The organism is Prochlorococcus sp. MIT 1201 (assembly GCF_047303415.1).
Lineage (GTDB): Bacteria > Cyanobacteriota > Cyanobacteriia > PCC-6307 > Cyanobiaceae > Prochlorococcus > Prochlorococcus marinus_D.
On the sequence record NZ_CP138947.1, the window covers coordinates 218,930 to 235,099 of the forward strand.

A 16,170-nucleotide genomic window follows, 5' to 3' on the forward strand; every position below is an offset into this window, starting at 1 on the left:
GCAAACTTCTCCTGAATGTTCGTTTCTGCTTTGAAAACGCTTGATTGAGGCCTTCATCCATGCTTGAGCCCACCATCATTCCGCAACGGCGAAAGCCTCGTTATGGCTTTCACAGCCATAACGAGAAGCTCAATGGACGTATGGCGATGCTTGGCTTTATTGCCTTAATGGTGGTGGAGGCAACACTCGGGCATGGTTTGTTGATCTGGTGAGCTCTACCCATCTGCCTGGCGGCAATCAGGCGTTACTGGGTTGTAGTGCTAATGAACTAGAGAGCTGGGCTGTGGCAGAAGGCCAGCCAGCCTTCCGGGGCCGTCAGTTGCATGACTGGCTCTATACCAAGGGGGCCAGAAGTTTTGAGGCGATCACAGTGTTGCCAAAGTCATGGCGCCTCTCGTTGCAACAGCGAGGCATCACGATTGGGCGGTTGTTGGAGGTGAATCGGGCTGTTGCGGTGGATGACACGATCAAGTTGCTGCTGGCAACGGTTGATGGCGAAACCATTGAGAGTGTAGGCATCCCAACCCAGCAACGTCTCACAGTGTGCCTATCCAGTCAGGTGGGCTGTCCAATGGCTTGTCGCTTCTGCGCTAGCGGGAAGGGAGGGCTGCAACGATCGCTGGCCACACACGAGATTGTTGATCAGGTGTTGAGCTTGCGCGAGGCGATGGATCGCCGTCCTTCCCACGTTGTCTTTATGGGTATGGGTGAGCCTTTGCTCAACATTGAAGCGGTCTTGGCGGCGATTCGTTGCCTGAATATTGATCTAGGTATTGCTCAGCGCCGTATCACTGTGAGCACCGTGGGTGTCCCCCATACGCTGCCCCAGCTGGCAGAGCTGGCGATGAAACGTCTAGGTCGCGCCCAGTTCACCCTGGCTGTGAGTCTGCATGCTCCCAATCAAGAGTTGCGCGAACGTTTGATTCCTACCGCTTGCGCTTATCCCTTCGAGACTCTGCTTCAAGACTGTCGCCATTATTTGGCAGTGACTGGTCGACGGGTGACTTTTGAGTACATCCTGCTTGGAGCACTTAATGATCAGCCTCAGCATGCAGAAGAACTAGCGGATAGGGTTAGGGGCTTCCAGAGTCATGTGAATCTGATTGCCTACAACCCGATCGACGATGAGGGTTTTCAACGTCCTAATCCAGAGACGATTAAGGCCTTTCGGCGTGTATTGGAGCAGCGTGGGGTGGCAGTGAGTTTGCGTGCAAGTCGAGGTCTGGATCAGAATGCCGCCTGTGGCCAGCTCCGCCGCCAGCACGCAGCCATCGGCTGAGATGGACTAGCTGAGCCACACTGCGATCAACCGCCTAGGGATATGGCTGCCATTGATTGGATGATCCTCGTTGGTTATCTCGCCATCACTCTCGTGATTGGGCTTTGGTTGTCTCGTCGCAATCGAAGTGAGGATGATTACTTTGTTGCTGGACGTCGACTCAGTGGTTGGTTGGCTGGGGCTTCGATGGCCGCAACGACATTTTCGATTGATACCCCTCTTTATGTAGCCGGTCTGATTGGCACACGAGGATTGGCCGGTAATTGGGAATGGTGGAGCTTCGGCCTGGCGCATGTCGCCATGGCAGTTGTCTTTGCTCCGCTCTGGCGACGGAGTGGGGTGCTGACCGATGCTGCATTCACCGAGCTGCGTTATGGCGGAGCACCTGCCGCTTGGCTGCGTGGGATTAAAGCATTTTTGCTCGCACTGCCGGTGAATTGCATCGGTATCGGCTATGCCTTCCTGGCCATGCGCAAGGTCGTAGAAGCCCTGGGCATCGTGTCTGGCAGCCCTGTGGAAGTGCTTGGCGGCGCCCCTGACACCGTTGTGCTGTTGGCAGTCGTGGCTGTGATGGTGCTTGTTTACACCGTTGCTGGGGGCCTCTGGGCTGTCGTGATCACCGATTTCGTGCAGTTGCTCTTGGCTCTTTTGGGAGCGGTGGCGGTGGCGTGGGCCGCCGTTCATGCAGCCGGAGGGATGGACGCCATGCTCGATCAATTGAGGGGGTTGGAGCGACCTGAACTGCTGGCGATCGTGCCCTGGCAATGGAATGGTGATGGCTTTGATTGGATTGGTGGCGCCGAGATCAGTGTGGCCACATTCCTGTCTTATCTCACTGTCCAATGGTGGAGTTTTCGTCGCAGTGACGGTGGTGGTGAGTTCATTCAGCGAATGTTGGCCACGCGGGACGAGCGTCAGGCTCAACTGGCTGGCTGGGTGTTTCTGGTGGTCAACTATCTGGTGCGCAGTTGGTTGTGGGTTTTGGTTGCTCTTGCCGCTTTAGTGCTCTTGCCAGCTCAGGCCGACTGGGAACTCAGTTACCCAACCTTGGCTGTGACCTACCTACCACCAGTGGGGCTTGGTCTTGTAGTGGTCTCTCTGGTGGCGGCTTTCATGAGTACGGTCAGTACCGCTGTGAACTGGGGTGCTAGCTATCTCACCCACGATCTTTACCAGCGCTTTATCAGGCCGGATGCTGATCAGAGAGAGCTGTTGCTGGTCGGTCAATTCACCAGTGTTTTGCTGCTAGTTCTCGGGGTGATCACCGCATTAATTAGCGACAGCATCGGCACAGTGTTTCGTCTGGTGATTGCTATTGGTACCGGGCCCGGAGTGGTGCTTGTGCTGCGTTGGTTCTGGTGGCGGGTCAATGCTGCTGCCGAATTGGCGGCGATGGTTTGTGGTTTTGTGGTGGGCCTTTGTACATCCGTTGTGCCCTTGGTGACAATTCCTGATTACGGCACCAGGTTGATGATCACCACAGCGATTACTGCTGTGGCCTGGGTTGTAGTGATGCTGGTGACTCCGCCTGAATCGCCGCAAGTGCTCGAGAGCTTTGTGAACCAGGTGCAGCCACCAGGCCCAGGCTGGAGTCGCTTGCGTCAACGCCTGGATATAACACCGGTGGATTCCCTCGTAAGTTTGTGTTTGCGCTTCATTCTTAGTGTCGGTGTTCTGTTTGGCGGTCTGCTCGGCACTGGCGCGTTTCTGTTACATCAGCAGCTAGGCGGTTGGATCGGTTTGGTGGTCACCGTGGTCTGTGTGCTGCCTTTAACCCGTGGTTGGCTGCGCAGTCGGATAGGCGTCGCATGATCTCCAACAAGGTCTTGGCTTGGGAGGCAGAATGAGGGAAAGACTTCGTAAGCATTGAATTTCATACGTTCCACCGTGTTGCCTGCTCTGATTGTGGCTTTATTTGGGGTGGCTCTGGTGGCAGTGACTGCTCGTATCTGGTTGCCTGGGGACATGCTCGCGCCGGCTCCAATCGGGTGAGATCAGTCGGCCTAATGCCTCTACGATCAAGGTCATGAGTGAAGCTTCTAGACAGCTAGAGGAAGGTCTGGCCAACCTGGCCATTGATCCTGATGTCTTGGCCAAGGAGTTGGCGGCTGAACAGTTCGTTGATCCGCTTGACGAAATCAATCCTGATAGTTCAGACGTGGCACATGTGTGTGACGCAGGTCTTAACTGGCTGAAGCTTGGCCATGAGGAGCGTCTCCAAGGGCTAAGGGTGTTTTGTGAACATCGGGATCCCAGGGCAGTGGCTTTGCTGTTGCCCTTGTTGAAGGAGCCTTGTCCAGTGGAACGGATGAGTGCTGTTTATGCGTTAGGTCGCAATCCTTCCCCGCCAGCTTTAGAGCCCCTTTTGCAGTTGCTACAGGCTGACTGCAATGCCTATGTGCGTAAGGCAACTGCCTGGAGCCTGGGGAATTACGCCGATGCCCGCGTCCTTAAACCACTCATTCATGTTCTCCAAAATGATGTTGCTGCGGTAAGGCTATGGGCCACCGGCTCATTGGCAGAAGCCGGTGGCACCTCTCCTGCCAATGCTGATATCGCTGCAAGTCAACTACTGATGAGTTTGCAGATCGATGGAGAACCTGTTGTGCGAAGCAACTGCATCTGGGCCCTCGGACGTCTTTACGACAGGTTGGTTGAACCTCGTCGGCAGGAGTTGGTGGAGGCTTTTGTTGATTCCCTGCTCAACGATGCAGAGCTCTCGGTACGTGATGAGGCTCGCATCGCACTTGAACAGTTGGAGAACTCTGAGGTGATTCAGCGGCTGCAAACTCTTGTAGATGAAGGACACTTGACCTGAAGGCTCTCTTGATGTGATTGGTTTTACGGATCTTATGAAAATCAACACGTCAGCTATCGGCCCTGACCGATAGCATTCGTGTCCCTTCCGATGAAGTGGATGCCTCAACAGACTGTGCGATTCCGGATCCGTCAAGACGGACGTGTTGAAGAGAGTGTTGAGGGGGTTGTTGGTGAAGCCTGCCGTCTTCTCACCGAGCGGATTGAAGAATCCATTGGTGTCGTGGAACAAAGCACACCTACAGCCGAGGCGTTTCTCCGTCCACAGGATCAATCCCAGTCCATTCCAGCCGAGCTTCTTTGATGTCGCACTTCAGCACCGTTAAGACACACCTGCGCAAACGAGAGCCCCTGTTACAGGCGCTCAAGGATCTTGGTTATGTCCCCCAAGAAGGAGAGCGTTCTGTTCGCGGCTATCGCGGACAAACAGTCACAGCTGAATTGGCTGTGATCATGCCTGAAGGTGGTGATATTGGTTTCCGTTTGAATTCGACTACCGGGGCCTATGAATTGGTGACCGACCTCGACCTCTGGCGGCAATCTGTTCCGGTGGAACGTTTTCTTGCTCAGCTCACCCAGCGCTACGCCCTTAATACGGTTTTGGCATCAACAGCGCAGGAAGGCTTTGAGGTGGCAGAGCAGCGCAATACTGATGACGGCGCTATCGAACTGGTTGTCACTCGCTGGGATTCCTGATATCCAACCTTGACCATTGATTGATCCATCGGCAGCTTTTCAGGTTTCCGCTCAGCTTGATGAGCGGGCGAATGGATCGGAGCCGCTGCTTGGTGGCCAATTGCGCGAGAAGGCTGTCTGGGTTGATGAGGCTGTCTGCATTGGTTGTCGGTACTGCGCTCATGTAGCGACTAACACCTTTGTGATCGAGCCAACAATGGGTCGCTCGCGGGCCATCCGGCAGGACGGGGATAGTACGGAACGCATTCAGGAAGCCATTGCGACCTGCCCGGTGAACTGCATCAAATGGGTGCAGTTTGAGCAGCTAGATGAATTGCGAGCTCAATTAGCAGCTCTGGAATTGCTTCCTCTCGGATTTCAAAGGACTTCTCGTAAGCGGCGTAATCATGGTTCCTAAGAGTTAATGAAGGCGTCTTTGGAGCAGAGCCCTCTGCCTTGCCGCCGCTTTGGCCGCACCGGTTTATCAATGCCTGTGTTGTCTTTAGGGGGGATGCGCTTTCAGCAGAGCTGGACAGATTTGGAGGCGGAGGTCATTACCTCTGAGTCGCAGCAACTGCTGCAGGACATTTTGGAGCGAGCGGTGGCCTGTGGCTTTCATCATGTGGAGACGGCACGCCATTACGGCAGCTCTGAGCGGCAGTTGGGATGGGCGCTGCGTGATGTTTTGGATCCACAGCGGCTGTTGCAGAGCAAAGTTCCTCCTCGTGAGGATCCCAAAGTCTTTGAGGCTGAGTTGGCACTCAGCTTTGAAAGATTGGGATGTGAACGATTGGATCTAGTTGCCATCCATGGCCTCAACCTTTCGGAGCATCTGGAGCAGACCTTGCGACCAGGAGGCTGCATGGATGTGTTGCGTCGTTGGCAGGGTGATGGACGCATCGGCCATGTGGGTTTTTCCACCCATGGCCCCACAGACCTAATCGTGCAGGCGATCGAGACGGATGCCTTTGATTATGTGAACCTGCACTGGTATTTCATTTATCAAGACAATGATCCTGCACTGGATGCAGCTGCTCGTCATGACCTAGGCGTTTTCATCATTAGCCCTACAGATAAGGGTGGCCATCTGCATAGTCCCTCGTCTCAACTTCTGGAACTCTGTGCTCCTCTTCATCCAATTGTTTTCAACGATCTGTTTTGCTTGAAAGACCCAAGGGTTCATACGATCAGCGTTGGCGCAGCGCGACCCAGTGATCTCGATCGGCATCTCGAGGCGGTGGATCTCTTGCAGAGTGCCGCTGAGTTGCTGCCACCAGTTCAGCAGCGACTCGTTGATGCGGCACAGTTGGCTTTAGGTGAGGCTTGGTGGACCAGTTGGCAGAGGGGCTTGCCGCCTTGGCAGGAGGTTCCAGGCGAGATCAATCTTCCAATTTTGCTTTGGCTTCACAATCTTGTAGAGGCTTGGGGAATGGAGGGTTATGCAAAAGCCCGCTACGGCTTACTTGGCAGTGGCAGCCACTGGTTCCCTGGAGCGAATGCCGAAGCACTAGATGTAGATGTGAGTGAGGCGGCTCTCAGGGAGGTGTTGGTGAACAGCCCTTGGTGTGATCAGATCCCAGGCTTGCTGCGTAGGTTGCGCAGCCGTCTTGGTGGTCATCCTCAGCAGCGATTGACCAGTGTTTAAGACCCGAGCGGGTTCTTGGCAGGTACACCGATTGGACGTGGAAATGTTGTTGGGCAGGGGAGCGTTGCGCGCAGGCGTAATTGGTGACGCACCCCGCGATTGTCAGGAAGTTCGCGACGTTCCATCTTGATCAGATCGGCTTTTAGCAATTTGAGAGTTTTGGCGAGAGCATTTGCATCGTTGGGGCTCCAATGGCCACGAAATAGCAGGGCTTCACCGCTTGGCTTGAGAAGGGGGACGAGGTATTCGGCGACAACCGGTGCTGTGCTAACAGCGCGAGCCATCGCGAGATCAAACAAGCCGCGGCAGCAGGGATCCTGCCCGGTGAGTTCTGCCCGTTCGCTACGTACCGTGACGCGTGATGTTAGCCCTAGCTTTGCCGCCATTGCATTGAGGGCAGCTGTCTTGCGGCCTATCGAATCCACCAAGGTGATCCTTGCGCCTGGTAGTGCGATGGCTAGCACCAGACCGGGGAAGCCACCGCCGCTGCCGATATCGATGCATCGACGTGGTTGTTGGGCGTTCTGCAATTCGCTCTGTAGAGGCCAGAGGCTGTCGAACACCTGCATAATCCAGTAGTCACCACCTTCGACCAGGCGGGTGAGGTTGACCCGGGCATTCCATTGGCGCAGGAGGGCTTGTAGGGCGATCATTTGCTCCAGTTGTTCACTGGAGGGATGCCATCCAAGGGCATTCCAGAGCTCCGGGCCTGGGTTGCTAAAGCAGGCCTGATTTGACATGGGCAATCAGAACATAGTTCTCTCTAGGATGGAATTGTTAACGGGGAAAGGAGATGATGTTCTGCGAGTTGCCGATCAACTTCTGGTTTTGACTCTTGCGAAGAGCCATTACGAGCGTCTGGGAGTTGCACGCTCTGCAGATGTTGAAACCATTCATCTAGCCTTCCGCCGTCGCAGTAAGGTTCTGCATCCGGATACGGCTCCGCTTCCTGCTGAACAGGCTGCTAAGCAGTTTCAGTTGTTGTGTGAGGCTTATGAGCTTCTCACCGACCCGGTGCGACGTCAGGAGTATGACGCCAGCCTGATAGCAGAAGGGTTGTTGGCTGCGAGCTCCAGTGTTGGCAGTGATGCGCTGCCTTCAAGGTCTTCTAGTGCTACGAAGGGGGTTGGCGTGCGCCGTCCTCTTTCCGGGGGGGAGTGGTTTTCTCTGCTTCTTCTGGGAATGACTTTAATGTTCAGCTTGCTGATTGGATTTGGAGTGGCTTGGGCTCATGGACGTGAGCTGCAAGTTTGGCCTAGTTGGCTCAATAGTGAACAGACTGCTGGCAGGATTTCAATAACAGGTGCCATCAATGTCGTCGTTGCCTCCCGAACAGACGCCTTTGGATCGCCATTCCCTCGGTTCTCTTGAGAGTTGGCTGCAGCGGCTAGGTGCTGAGCGCAGTTGTGAGGATCCCTGTCGATGGATTTGGCTCATGCCTGAATGGTCAGCTGAGATCGTTTTGGAGCAGGAAGAATTGAGGGTTGCCTGGGAGCAAGGTGGCCAGCGCAGTCAGTGCTGTTTCCCTTATGGTCTGCCCCGCTCCGATGTGGAGGCTGCTCTTTCGGAAGGCCCTTAAGAACGATGGTGTTGCTTCTGTTGAGCGCTTGAACTCAGAGGGCTTCTAAGCCTAAATGGATGGCTGCATAGCATTGCTCAAGCTGAGCGTCATTGAGGCAGAGCGGAGGCAGCAGATAAACGACCTGACCTAGAGGCCGCAGGAAGACACCATTTTTGATGGCTTGTTGTTTGACGATTCGTCCTGCTGGATTGAGGTAGCCATAGGTTCCGTCGATCGCGAGGTCGAAGGCGGCGATGGTGCCGGTCAGTCTTGGTTGCTGCACCTTTGGATGTTCAGCTAGGGCTTCGAGATGAGGTCGATGCCTAGCCTCAAAGTTGTCGTAGCTTTCTGGGTTGGCCTCCAGTAGATCGAGGCTTGCGTTTGCGGCTGCGCAACCTAGGGGATTAGCAGTGAAGCTATGACCGTGCCAGAGGGTGAGAGATGGATCATCTCCTAAGAAGGCCTCAAACACCTCTTCGCGGGCCATGGTGACGCCCATGGGCAAAAATCCCCCGGTGAGTCCTTTCGATAAAGCGATCAAATCGGGAGCAAGCCCTGCACGCTTGAAGGCGAATAGGGCTCCACAGCGTCCGAAACCAGTCAGAACCTCATCAGCAATCAGCAAGGCTCCCGCAGCACGTACGCGTTGCTCGACTCTTTGTAGGAATTCCGCTCGCACCATGGCCATGCCGCCTGCTCCTTGGACTAATGGCTCCAAGATGACTGCTGCTGTTGGGGTTTGAAGGCATCGTTCCAGTTCAGTTAGAGCAATCCGTTCACGTGTTTCAACCTCTTCATCGCCCCACCAAGTAGCGGGCCAGGGCACCCGTGCTACTGGAAACAACATCTCCTCAAAGGGGGCACTGAATAGGTTGCGCTCCCCCACTGCCATCGCCCCGAACGTGTCGCCGTGGTAGGCCCCGTTGAAGGCGATGAGTTGTTGCCGAGGCTCGCCGCGGTTGTGCCAGAACTGACAAGCGACCTTGAGCGCAACCTCCACGGCGGTAGAGCCGTTGTCGGAGAAAAAAAGGCGTTGAAGGCCTGTTATGGCACTGAGGCGCGCTGCCAGTTGTTCTGCCTGGGGATGAATGAAGTCAGCAAAGATCACCTGCTCCAGTTGCTGTGCCTGGGTTGCGATGGCAGCGGCGATGTTGGGATTGGCATGGCCATGAAGGGTGACCCACCAGCTGCTGATTGCATCAATCAGGGGAGGTGCACCATCCAGCATCAACAGCGCTCCATCTGCCGCGATCACACGTTGCGGTGGTGATGCCGATGCGATCTGAGTGAAGGGAGGCCAGAGATGGGGATGCCAGTTGTTGGCGTTTGGGGCGGCTAGTGGATCGAAGCAATCCATGATCCGATGGGATTGTGTTGCCATCTTGGATCGTGATGTTGCGGCCTGAACCGATCACGATCGCTCTTTGCAATCCTTTGGCTGGAAGTATTGCTTGGTGATTGCACCAACATTTGCACTTTGAGGGTTTTGATATGGTTTGCAAGTGCTTTTAATTAAGTGATGAAATCCTTGTTGTCAAAGTGGTGCTTTGAGTTGTCTTAAGCTATTGCAAGGTGTTCCTCAAGCTTCTTTTTAATGATGTCTTGAAAGGCATTTGAGCCGTTCTGCTGTAAATGATTGTGATTCACTTTGTACTTGATCTATTCTGCTGATTTGGTTTTATTGCTTTTGGGACACGTTTGTAGATGTGCTGACTGAGCAAGAAGGAATGCTGAATTCGCTAAGGCTTGTCGTTGTTGTTGCAGAGAGATTTGCGTTTGAATTCAATTCATCCATCCTTTTGACCTGCTTCAGGTTGTTGCATGGATGAGATGGGCGTGATTCATCGGCAGGCCTCGCTTTGTTGTTCCCCCTGTGTAGCGAGGGGGCCGCAGTTGATCCAGCGCACCATGCCGACTTCAATGTCGGTGAATAGCACAAGGATTCCTCCACAGAGAAGAACAGCTCCAACTGAGGCCCATGACTGACGCTTGTTCATTGAACTTGACTCCAGGATTTCAGTAGCCGTTTGAAGGTAAGGCTCAGATCTTGCAGATGCCACTGCTCTGCGAGTGTTGCTGCGGTGAGATTGGGTAAGTGAGGCAACTGAGCGATGACTGGAACACCACCAAATTGTTCCAGAGTTTTTGGATTGTCTGGGTGGGGTGGACCATTGAGAACCAAACCTAAGACCTTCAGATTGCGCAAGCGCAGTGCTTCAAGGCTGAGCAGGGTGTGGTTGAGGGTACCCAGGCCACTGCGTGCAACGAGGATTAGCGGCAGTTGCCAACGTTCGAGTTGATCGAGTTGTAGCCATTGACGGTTGAGTGGCACCATTAGGCCGCCAGCGGTTTCTATCACCACAGGACCAGATACAGCAGGCAATACAAGTTGATCGGGGTTGATGCAGCAGTTCTCTTGTTCTGCGGCCCAGTGGGGTGATACTGCGGCCTGGAGGTTATAGACCTCTGGGTGCCAACGTTCGGCGGGAAGATTAAGGAGTCGACAAACCCTATTGCGGTCTCCACCGTCTTCCTCTAGGCCACTCTGTATTGGCTTCCAGTAGGTGGCAACTAATCCTTGCACTAGCAATGCACTCACCACGGTCTTGCCAACGTTGGTGTCTGTGCCGCAGACGATTAGAGGAGTCTTTGCCTCAGTCATCGCTGGATTAAAAGCAGTTGGATCAGCCATGTGAGTTGTGCATCTCCACTTTTCTGGCAACGTGGCCAGGCTTGTTTGAGATGGCGCCAGTTGCCAACCCCCATGGTTGGGCAAGGGCTGGCCTGGGCACCAATTTGGCGCATTGGTTTCAAGAGCTGAAAGACTTCAGGACTCTGTTGGGTGAACTGGTGTAGCTGTTGATGGCGGATGCTATTGCTGGACAGAACATCAAGCAATGACGCTTGGGAGGGGAATGGCAGAGCTGTGCAGCTCACGCCTGCCGTTGCTGCTGCTTGGTGCCACTGGGGGAAACTTCCTTGTACTGGTAAGGCCAACGCCAGCCAGCCTTCAGCAGTGAGAGCGGCCATCCATTCATTCAGTCGTTCTAAAGGATTAATCAGCCAGTGAAGGGCAAAACTCGAGGCCAGCAAGCTGGGTGATTTGGGCCATGAGGGAACGCCCAGATTGAGATCCCACAGCAATGTTTGGCTGGAGTGGTGATGATGTTTCAGCATCTCGGGACAGCCATCCACGCGGAGGACGGCTTGGTGGGGATTGCAGGCCTCCAGAGCATCTGCCATTAGGCCTGTACCTGAACCGAGGTCTACCCAGAACCCTGCTGGAATCGGTTGCCGAGCACACTGTCTGGCGAGCCTCCAGGCAACGGCACGCTGTAATTGCGCCTGGCTGTTGTAAGTGGTTGCAGCTTGCTCAAAGTTGCTCAACACTTGTTTTGACCAGCGATTGCTCAAGGGGCTGACTCCAGCCACTTGTGCACGCGCTCAATGAGTTCGGGTATCAGCAAGGCATGCCCTGCTTCAGGCAAGATCCAATGGCAAGGGGGGCTTTGTAGATGGTTGAGCAGGGCTTCTTTCAAGGCGATTCGTGCAGCGGGGGCCACGATTGCGTCTTGTGCAGCTTCGACCACCAGCACCCTGGCTTTGGCAGGAAGCCCTGCTGGTAAGCCATCAGTTTTGATGAGTAACTCGAGATCAGCCTGCAGTTGCTTGCGGCCGTTTGCTGAGAGGCCTTTTTGGATAGGCCCCGCTGGCAAGGCACTAGTGGGCATTGGCTGGGCGGCCCTCGCCAGGAAAGTGTGGAGCATGGCGCTTTCAGCTGCTGTGCCGAGGCGTTCTTTCATGCCCTTTAGGCCAGTGCGTAGGGCACGGTTTGCTGGTCCTTTGGGCAAGAAACCACCGAAGCTTGCCAGCAGCACCAGATCGGTGGCCTGCGCAAGCACTTCGCTGGCGAGCAGGTGTGGGCCTAAAGAATGGCCAACCACTACCCGCCTTTGCTCTGCTTGTGGTTCAGGAGCGTTATGCCATTGGGGTTGAAGCGGTGGCAGTGATGCGTAGCCCTGTTCTTGGCTTTGCCACAACCAGCCATGGGCTTGAAAATGGCGGGCCCAGAGCTGCCAGGTGTTGCTATCGCCACACCATCCGTGCATGGCGATTACCTCTTTCATCCAGTTTCAAGGGCGCTCATCAGCCGTTCCAATGTCTCATCGGGTAGCCCCCTGCGCAGCACAAGCCGAAGGCGCGCCGTGCCTTCTGGAACAGTGGGAGGACGGATGGCCACGCTAAGGAGGCCGGCTTCCTCGAGTTGACTTTGGCGATTCAGAGCTTGTTGGTCGGAACCGATCACCACAGAGAGGATGGGTCCATATCCAGGCGGGCGAGCCCATCCTCTAGCTGTCAATTGACCACGCCATTGCTCGGCACGCTCTTGCAGTTGCTTGCCCCATTGAGGGTGAGATTGGATCAGGTTTAGGGCAGTGAGAGCTGCCGCCGCTAAAGGCGGTGCCAGTGCTGTGGTGTAACGAAAGGCGCCACTGGTTTGCAGAAGGTGATCGCCCATGGCGGAATCACCTGCCAGGAAGGCACCACCACTACCGAATGCTTTGCCGAAGGTGCCGCTGATGATTGACACTGGTGCAGAGAGCCCATGGCAAAGACCTCGCCCTTGAGGACCAATCACACCCAGGGCATGGGCTTCATCCACGAGCAGCCTGGCACCATGCACTTCGCAGAGCTCGGCCATTGTTGAGAGTGGTGGACTGGTGCCCTCCATGCTGAATAGGCTTTCGGTGAGTACAAGCGGCGGTTGATGCGGTTGATGATGCCGGCAGAGCTTGAGGCGCCGCTCAAGGTCTGCCAGGTCATTGTGGGCGTAACGCTGCAACCTGGCGCCACTGGCTTTGACACCCATCAATAGAGAATGGTGAGCGAGGCGATCAGCCAGTACTGGGGTATTGCGGTTGGCCAGTGCGATCACTGCTGCCAGGTTTGCTTGGAAGCCACTTGGGAAAAGCAAGACCCGCTCGCGACCTAGCCAGTCGGCGAGGGCTTCTTCCAGCGCAACATGCACTGGCCGGCTACCAGTGACTAGCCTGGATCCACCTGCTCCAACACCTTCTGAATGCAAGGCCGCTCCGGCGGCTTCGATCAGCTCAGGATGTCTACATAGGCCTAGGTAATCGTTGCTGGCCAGATCTAGTAGAGGTTTTGATTTCTTCTGAGGGGACACCACTGGTTTGAACTCAGCTGGCCCTGGCCCTGGCCGCAAGGTGCGCAGCTGGCGGCGACGTGCTGTGGGCTGGCTTTGCATGGGTCCAGTTTGCAAGCCCTGCGCAGTTCAGGATGGCTTCTTTGGCTTGATTTTGCCTTTTTGGCATGCTGGCTGGTGTCAATGCCAACGATTGCCAGAAGTGGATTGCAGGGCTCTTTAGGATTGAAATCATGAGTTCAGTGGCGCACGTCACGACTGCTTCCGACGTCGCCAAGCTTGAACTGGATCCATTCGCGATCTTTTCTTTTCCGCTGGATGAATTCCAGCTTGAGGCTATTGCCGCACTGAATCATGGACATTCTGTGGTTGTTAGTGCTCCTACGGGATCCGGTAAGACATTGGTGGGCGAATATGCCATCCATAGGGCGATTGCCCATGGGCAGAAGGTTTTTTACACCACGCCTCTGAAGGCTCTTTCAAATCAGAAGTTGCGCGATTTCCGTGAACAGTTTGGTTCGCAGAACGTGGGGCTGATGACCGGTGATCTGAGCGTTAATCGTGAGGCTTCGATTGTGGTGATGACCACCGAGATCTTCCGCAACATGCTTTATGCGGAAGCAGACCAGGCTGACGATCCGTTGGCTGACGTGGAAGCGGTGGTGCTCGATGAGTGCCATTACATGAATGATTCTCAACGGGGCACGGTTTGGGAAGAGTCGATCATTCACTGTCCAGCATCTGTGCAATTGGTGGCGCTTTCTGCAACGTTGGCCAATGCTGGACAGCTCACCGACTGGATCGAGCGGGTGCATGGCCCTACACAGTTGGTGTTCAGCGATTATCGGCCTGTACCACTGCAGTTCAGCTTCTGCAGTGCTAAGGGATTGCATCCTTTGCTCAACGATGCGGGCACAGGACTTCATCCCAACAGCAAGGTGTGGCGTGCTCCTAAGGGGCACAAGCGCAAGGGGCGTTCCCCTAAGCCCCCTCAGCCAGAACCACCGCCCATCAGATTTGTAATTGCGCAGATGGCGGAGCGCGAAATGTTGCCGGCGATTTATTTCATCTTCAGCCGTCGTGGCTGTGATAAATCCGTTAAGGATCTTGGCTCTCAGTGTCTGGTCTCACCGACTCAGCAAGAGCAGATTCGCCAGCGTCTTCGAACCTATAGCGAGACCAATCCAGAGGCTGTTCGTGATGGCATCCATGCTGATGCCCTGCTGCGGGGCATTGCTGCTCATCATGCTGGTGTGCTGCCTGCGTGGAAGGAACTGATCGAGGAGTTGTTTCAGCAGGGGCTTGTGAAGGTGGTGTTTGCTACTGAAACGCTTGCGGCAGGGATCAACATGCCGGCACGTAGCACTGTGATTTCAGCGTTGTCGAAGCGCACTGAGCGTGGCCACCGACCACTGATGGGCAGTGAATTTTTACAGATGGCGGGCCGTGCCGGGCGGCGCGGGTTGGATTCTCAGGGTTATGTGGTCACAGTGCAAAGTCGTTTCGAGGGCGTGCGTGAGGCAGGCCAGCTGGCTACCAGCCCAGCAGATCCTCTTGTGAGTCAGTTCACCCCTAGCTACGGCATGGTGCTGAACTTGTTGCAGCGCCATGACCTCAAGAAGGCAAGGGAACTTGTAGAACGCAGTTTTGGTCGCTATTTAGCCAGCCTGGATTTGGTGTACGAGGAGGAATCGCTGGAACAACTGCGGCTACAGCTGGGGCAACTGCAGGGAGTTGCTGGTGATGTTCCCTGGCAAGACTTTGAGGATTATGAAAAGCGACGCAGTCGATTGCGTGAGGAGCGGCGTTTGTTGCGGATTTTGCAGCAACAGGCTGAGGAGACCTTGGCCAATGAGCTCACCCTGGCTTTGCAGTTTGCCAGTGTTGGCACGTTGGTGAGTCTGAAGGCCCCCCAGTTGCGGGGACGTGTCACTCCAGCTGTGATCGTCGACAAGCTTGAGGGCCCAGGTCAGTTTCCGCTTCTGCTTTGCCTAACCGATGAGAACGTTTGGCTACTGCTGCCCTGTCCGGCGGTTGTCAGTCTGCATGCGGAATTGAGCTGCTTGCAAGTGACTGAAATGATTGAGCCGGATCTGCAGCGCTCTGGTGAACTTCGCCATGGGGATCAGCACAGTGGAAGCCTTGCTCTTGCTGTCGCCCATATGGCCAAGCGTCACGACATGACGACTCCCCAGTACGACCTGGCCGGTGAGGTGTTGGCCCAGGCGCAGCGTGTTCGTGGTCTTGAGGAAGAGTTAGAGCAGCAACCGGCTCATCGTTGGGGGGATCGCAAACAGCTCAAGAAACATCGCCGTCGTATGGAGGAGCTTGAGCTTGAGATCTGCGAACGTCAGCAGTTGCTGCACCAGAGGGCCAACCGTCATTGGGAGACCTTTTTGAGTTTGATCGAGATCTTGCAGCACTTTGGTTGTCTTGATGATTTGGAACCCACGGAGATTGGACGCACTGTGGCGGCGATGCGGGGCGACAACGAACTTTGGCTGGGTCTTTCATTGATGAGTGGCCATTTGGATGACTTGCACCCTGCCAATCTGGCGGCGGTGTTCGAGGCGATCAGCACGGAGGTCAATCGTCCTGATCTTTGGAGTGGCTACCCACCACCGGCGAGTGCGGAGGAGGCCCTCCATGATCTAGCAGGTATTCGCCGAGAGCTCTTGCGGGCACAAGAGCGCTGCCAAGTGGTTGTTCCCGCTTGGTGGGAGCCTGAGCTGATGGGTTTGGTCGATGCCTGGGCCCGTGGTACAGCCTGGAGTGATCTGATTGCTAATACGTCACTGGATGAGGGCGATGTCGTGCGGATCCTCCGCCGCACGGTGGACCTGCTCGCACAGGTGCCTTACTGCGAGGCGATCAGTGAGCAGTTGCGTCGTAATGCACGTTTGGCACTGAAAGCGATCAATCGCTTCCCTGTTTGTGAGGCAGAGGATCTGTTAAATGCGGCTGCAGTTGACGAAGAACTCAATCCTGCTACAGAGCGGGTGGCTTGATCAGGCGAGTTCTGGTTG

The 16,170-nt window shown here is 55.2% G+C and carries 19 protein-coding genes; 12 read left to right on the top strand and 7 right to left on the bottom strand.

The window, feature by feature from the left end; all coding sequences use genetic code 11:
• The first annotated feature begins 59 nt into the window (after positions 1-59).
• The 9 genes from SIB41_RS00840 to SIB41_RS00880 all read left to right on the top strand — a co-directional run bounded on the left by SIB41_RS00840 (position 60) and on the right by SIB41_RS00880 (position 6,416).
• Positions 60-212, top strand: coding sequence for a high light inducible protein (locus SIB41_RS00840; protein WP_011130872.1), 153 nt, complete (start codon positions 60-62; stop codon positions 210-212).
• Positions 209-1,279 carry a 23S rRNA (adenine(2503)-C(2))-methyltransferase RlmN gene (rlmN, locus tag SIB41_RS00845; protein ID WP_413359704.1) on the top strand — a complete coding sequence of 357 codons (1,071 nt, stop codon included), beginning with the start codon at positions 209-211 and terminating at the stop codon, positions 1,277-1,279. Before SIB41_RS00840 ends, rlmN begins: the two co-directional genes overlap by 4 nt.
• A 42-nt stretch (positions 1,280-1,321) precedes the next feature.
• Positions 1,322-3,091: a sodium:solute symporter family protein gene (locus SIB41_RS00850; protein ID WP_413359707.1), complete on the top strand. Its 1,770-nt coding sequence runs from the start codon at positions 1,322-1,324 to the stop codon at positions 3,089-3,091.
• A 54-nt stretch (positions 3,092-3,145) separates the two neighbouring features.
• Complete coding sequence (locus SIB41_RS00855) at positions 3,146-3,271, top strand: hypothetical protein (protein WP_255359815.1); 126 nt, start codon at positions 3,146-3,148, stop codon at positions 3,269-3,271.
• Positions 3,272-3,305: 34 nt separating this feature from the next.
• The gene (locus SIB41_RS00860; protein WP_413359709.1) at positions 3,306-4,097 is read left to right on the top strand and encodes a HEAT repeat domain-containing protein; all 792 of its coding nucleotides are present in this window, start codon (positions 3,306-3,308) and stop codon (positions 4,095-4,097) included.
• A 99-nt stretch (positions 4,098-4,196) separates the two neighbouring features.
• Entirely contained in the window at positions 4,197-4,400 is a 204-nt protein-coding gene (locus SIB41_RS00865) for a DUF2997 domain-containing protein (RefSeq protein ID WP_041375041.1), read from the top strand.
• On the top strand, positions 4,400-4,792 hold the full coding sequence (locus tag SIB41_RS00870; protein ID WP_011130867.1) for a DUF1257 domain-containing protein: 393 nt from the start codon (positions 4,400-4,402) through the stop codon (positions 4,790-4,792). The genes SIB41_RS00865 and SIB41_RS00870 overlap by 1 nt, the downstream gene beginning before the upstream one ends.
• 16 nt (positions 4,793-4,808) lie before the next feature.
• Positions 4,809-5,189 (top strand): ferredoxin, encoded by a 381-nt coding sequence (locus SIB41_RS00875; RefSeq protein WP_011130866.1) that lies wholly within the window; start codon positions 4,809-4,811, stop codon positions 5,187-5,189.
• A 6-nt stretch (positions 5,190-5,195) separates the two neighbouring features.
• Positions 5,196-6,416 carry an aldo/keto reductase gene (locus SIB41_RS00880; RefSeq protein WP_413359711.1) on the top strand — a complete coding sequence of 407 codons (1,221 nt, stop codon included), beginning with the start codon at positions 5,196-5,198 and terminating at the stop codon, positions 6,414-6,416.
• On the opposite strand, the gene rsmG is transcribed toward SIB41_RS00880, so the two are convergent.
• Positions 6,413-7,156, bottom strand: a complete 744-nt coding sequence (gene rsmG / locus SIB41_RS00885) for a 16S rRNA (guanine(527)-N(7))-methyltransferase RsmG (RefSeq protein WP_413359713.1) — start codon at positions 7,154-7,156, stop codon at positions 6,413-6,415. The two genes, SIB41_RS00880 and rsmG, sit on opposite strands and share 4 nt — an antisense overlap.
• Between rsmG and SIB41_RS00890 the strand changes: the two genes are divergently transcribed.
• Positions 7,155-7,787, top strand: a complete 633-nt coding sequence (locus SIB41_RS00890) for a J domain-containing protein (protein ID WP_413359716.1) — start codon at positions 7,155-7,157, stop codon at positions 7,785-7,787. The two genes, rsmG and SIB41_RS00890, sit on opposite strands and share 2 nt — an antisense overlap.
• A complete protein-coding gene (locus SIB41_RS00895) occupies positions 7,729-7,995 on the top strand; it encodes a DUF3143 domain-containing protein (RefSeq protein ID WP_063419561.1) in 267 nt (88 codons plus the stop codon). Before SIB41_RS00890 ends, SIB41_RS00895 begins: the two co-directional genes overlap by 59 nt.
• Positions 7,996-8,029: 34 nt before the next feature.
• On the opposite strand, the gene bioA is transcribed toward SIB41_RS00895, so the two are convergent.
• The 6 genes from bioA to SIB41_RS00925 all read right to left on the bottom strand — a co-directional run bounded on the left by bioA (position 8,030) and on the right by SIB41_RS00925 (position 13,246).
• A complete protein-coding gene (bioA, locus tag SIB41_RS00900) occupies positions 8,030-9,358 on the bottom strand; it encodes an adenosylmethionine--8-amino-7-oxononanoate transaminase (protein ID WP_413359719.1) in 1,329 nt (442 codons plus the stop codon).
• Positions 9,359-9,818: 460 nt separating this feature from the next.
• Positions 9,819-9,974, bottom strand: coding sequence for a hypothetical protein (locus SIB41_RS00905; RefSeq protein WP_169190010.1), 156 nt, complete (start codon positions 9,972-9,974; stop codon positions 9,819-9,821).
• Positions 9,971-10,669 (bottom strand): dethiobiotin synthase, encoded by a 699-nt coding sequence (gene bioD, locus SIB41_RS00910; protein WP_413359721.1) that lies wholly within the window; start codon positions 10,667-10,669, stop codon positions 9,971-9,973. The genes SIB41_RS00905 and bioD overlap by 4 nt, the downstream gene beginning before the upstream one ends.
• Positions 10,636-11,391 carry a methyltransferase domain-containing protein gene (locus SIB41_RS00915; protein ID WP_413359724.1) on the bottom strand — a complete coding sequence of 252 codons (756 nt, stop codon included), beginning with the start codon at positions 11,389-11,391 and terminating at the stop codon, positions 10,636-10,638. The genes bioD and SIB41_RS00915 overlap by 34 nt, the downstream gene beginning before the upstream one ends.
• Positions 11,388-12,104, bottom strand: coding sequence for an alpha/beta hydrolase (locus tag SIB41_RS00920; RefSeq protein WP_413359726.1), 717 nt, complete (start codon positions 12,102-12,104; stop codon positions 11,388-11,390). The genes SIB41_RS00915 and SIB41_RS00920 overlap by 4 nt, the downstream gene beginning before the upstream one ends.
• Positions 12,101-13,246, bottom strand: coding sequence for an aminotransferase class I/II-fold pyridoxal phosphate-dependent enzyme (locus tag SIB41_RS00925; RefSeq protein ID WP_413359729.1), 1,146 nt, complete (start codon positions 13,244-13,246; stop codon positions 12,101-12,103). The genes SIB41_RS00920 and SIB41_RS00925 overlap by 4 nt, the downstream gene beginning before the upstream one ends.
• 131 nt (positions 13,247-13,377) lie before the next feature.
• On the opposite strand from SIB41_RS00925, the gene SIB41_RS00930 reads away from it, so the two are divergent.
• Complete coding sequence (locus SIB41_RS00930; protein WP_413359731.1) at positions 13,378-16,152, top strand: DEAD/DEAH box helicase; 2,775 nt, start codon at positions 13,378-13,380, stop codon at positions 16,150-16,152.
• The last annotated feature ends 18 nt before the right edge of the window (positions 16,153-16,170 follow it).

Bases quoted from the DNA above. Each gene is read 5' to 3' on its own strand.
- SIB41_RS00840 (WP_011130872.1), top strand. From the start codon at position 60: ATGCTTGAGCCCACCATCATTCCGCAACGGCGAAAGCCTCGTTATGGC.
- SIB41_RS00850 (WP_413359707.1), top strand. From the start codon at position 1,322: ATGGCTGCCATTGATTGGATGATCCTCGTTGGTTATCTCGCCATCACT.
- SIB41_RS00860 (WP_413359709.1), top strand. From the start codon at position 3,306: ATGAGTGAAGCTTCTAGACAGCTAGAGGAAGGTCTGGCCAACCTGGCC.
- SIB41_RS00865 (WP_041375041.1), top strand. From the start codon at position 4,197: ATGCCTCAACAGACTGTGCGATTCCGGATCCGTCAAGACGGACGTGTT.
- SIB41_RS00870 (WP_011130867.1), top strand. From the start codon at position 4,400: ATGTCGCACTTCAGCACCGTTAAGACACACCTGCGCAAACGAGAGCCC.
- SIB41_RS00880 (WP_413359711.1), top strand. From the start codon at position 5,196: ATGAAGGCGTCTTTGGAGCAGAGCCCTCTGCCTTGCCGCCGCTTTGGC.
- SIB41_RS00890 (WP_413359716.1), top strand. From the start codon at position 7,155: ATGGGCAATCAGAACATAGTTCTCTCTAGGATGGAATTGTTAACGGGG.
- rsmG (WP_413359713.1), bottom strand. From the start codon at position 7,156: ATGTCAAATCAGGCCTGCTTTAGCAACCCAGGCCCGGAGCTCTGGAAT.
- SIB41_RS00895 (WP_063419561.1), top strand. From the start codon at position 7,729: ATGTCGTCGTTGCCTCCCGAACAGACGCCTTTGGATCGCCATTCCCTC.
- bioA (WP_413359719.1), bottom strand. From the start codon at position 9,358: ATGGCAACACAATCCCATCGGATCATGGATTGCTTCGATCCACTAGCC.
- SIB41_RS00905 (WP_169190010.1), bottom strand. From the start codon at position 9,974: ATGAACAAGCGTCAGTCATGGGCCTCAGTTGGAGCTGTTCTTCTCTGT.
- bioD (WP_413359721.1), bottom strand. From the start codon at position 10,669: ATGGCTGATCCAACTGCTTTTAATCCAGCGATGACTGAGGCAAAGACT.
- SIB41_RS00920 (WP_413359726.1), bottom strand. From the start codon at position 12,104: ATGAAAGAGGTAATCGCCATGCACGGATGGTGTGGCGATAGCAACACC.
- SIB41_RS00925 (WP_413359729.1), bottom strand. From the start codon at position 13,246: ATGCAAAGCCAGCCCACAGCACGTCGCCGCCAGCTGCGCACCTTGCGG.
- SIB41_RS00930 (WP_413359731.1), top strand. From the start codon at position 13,378: ATGAGTTCAGTGGCGCACGTCACGACTGCTTCCGACGTCGCCAAGCTT.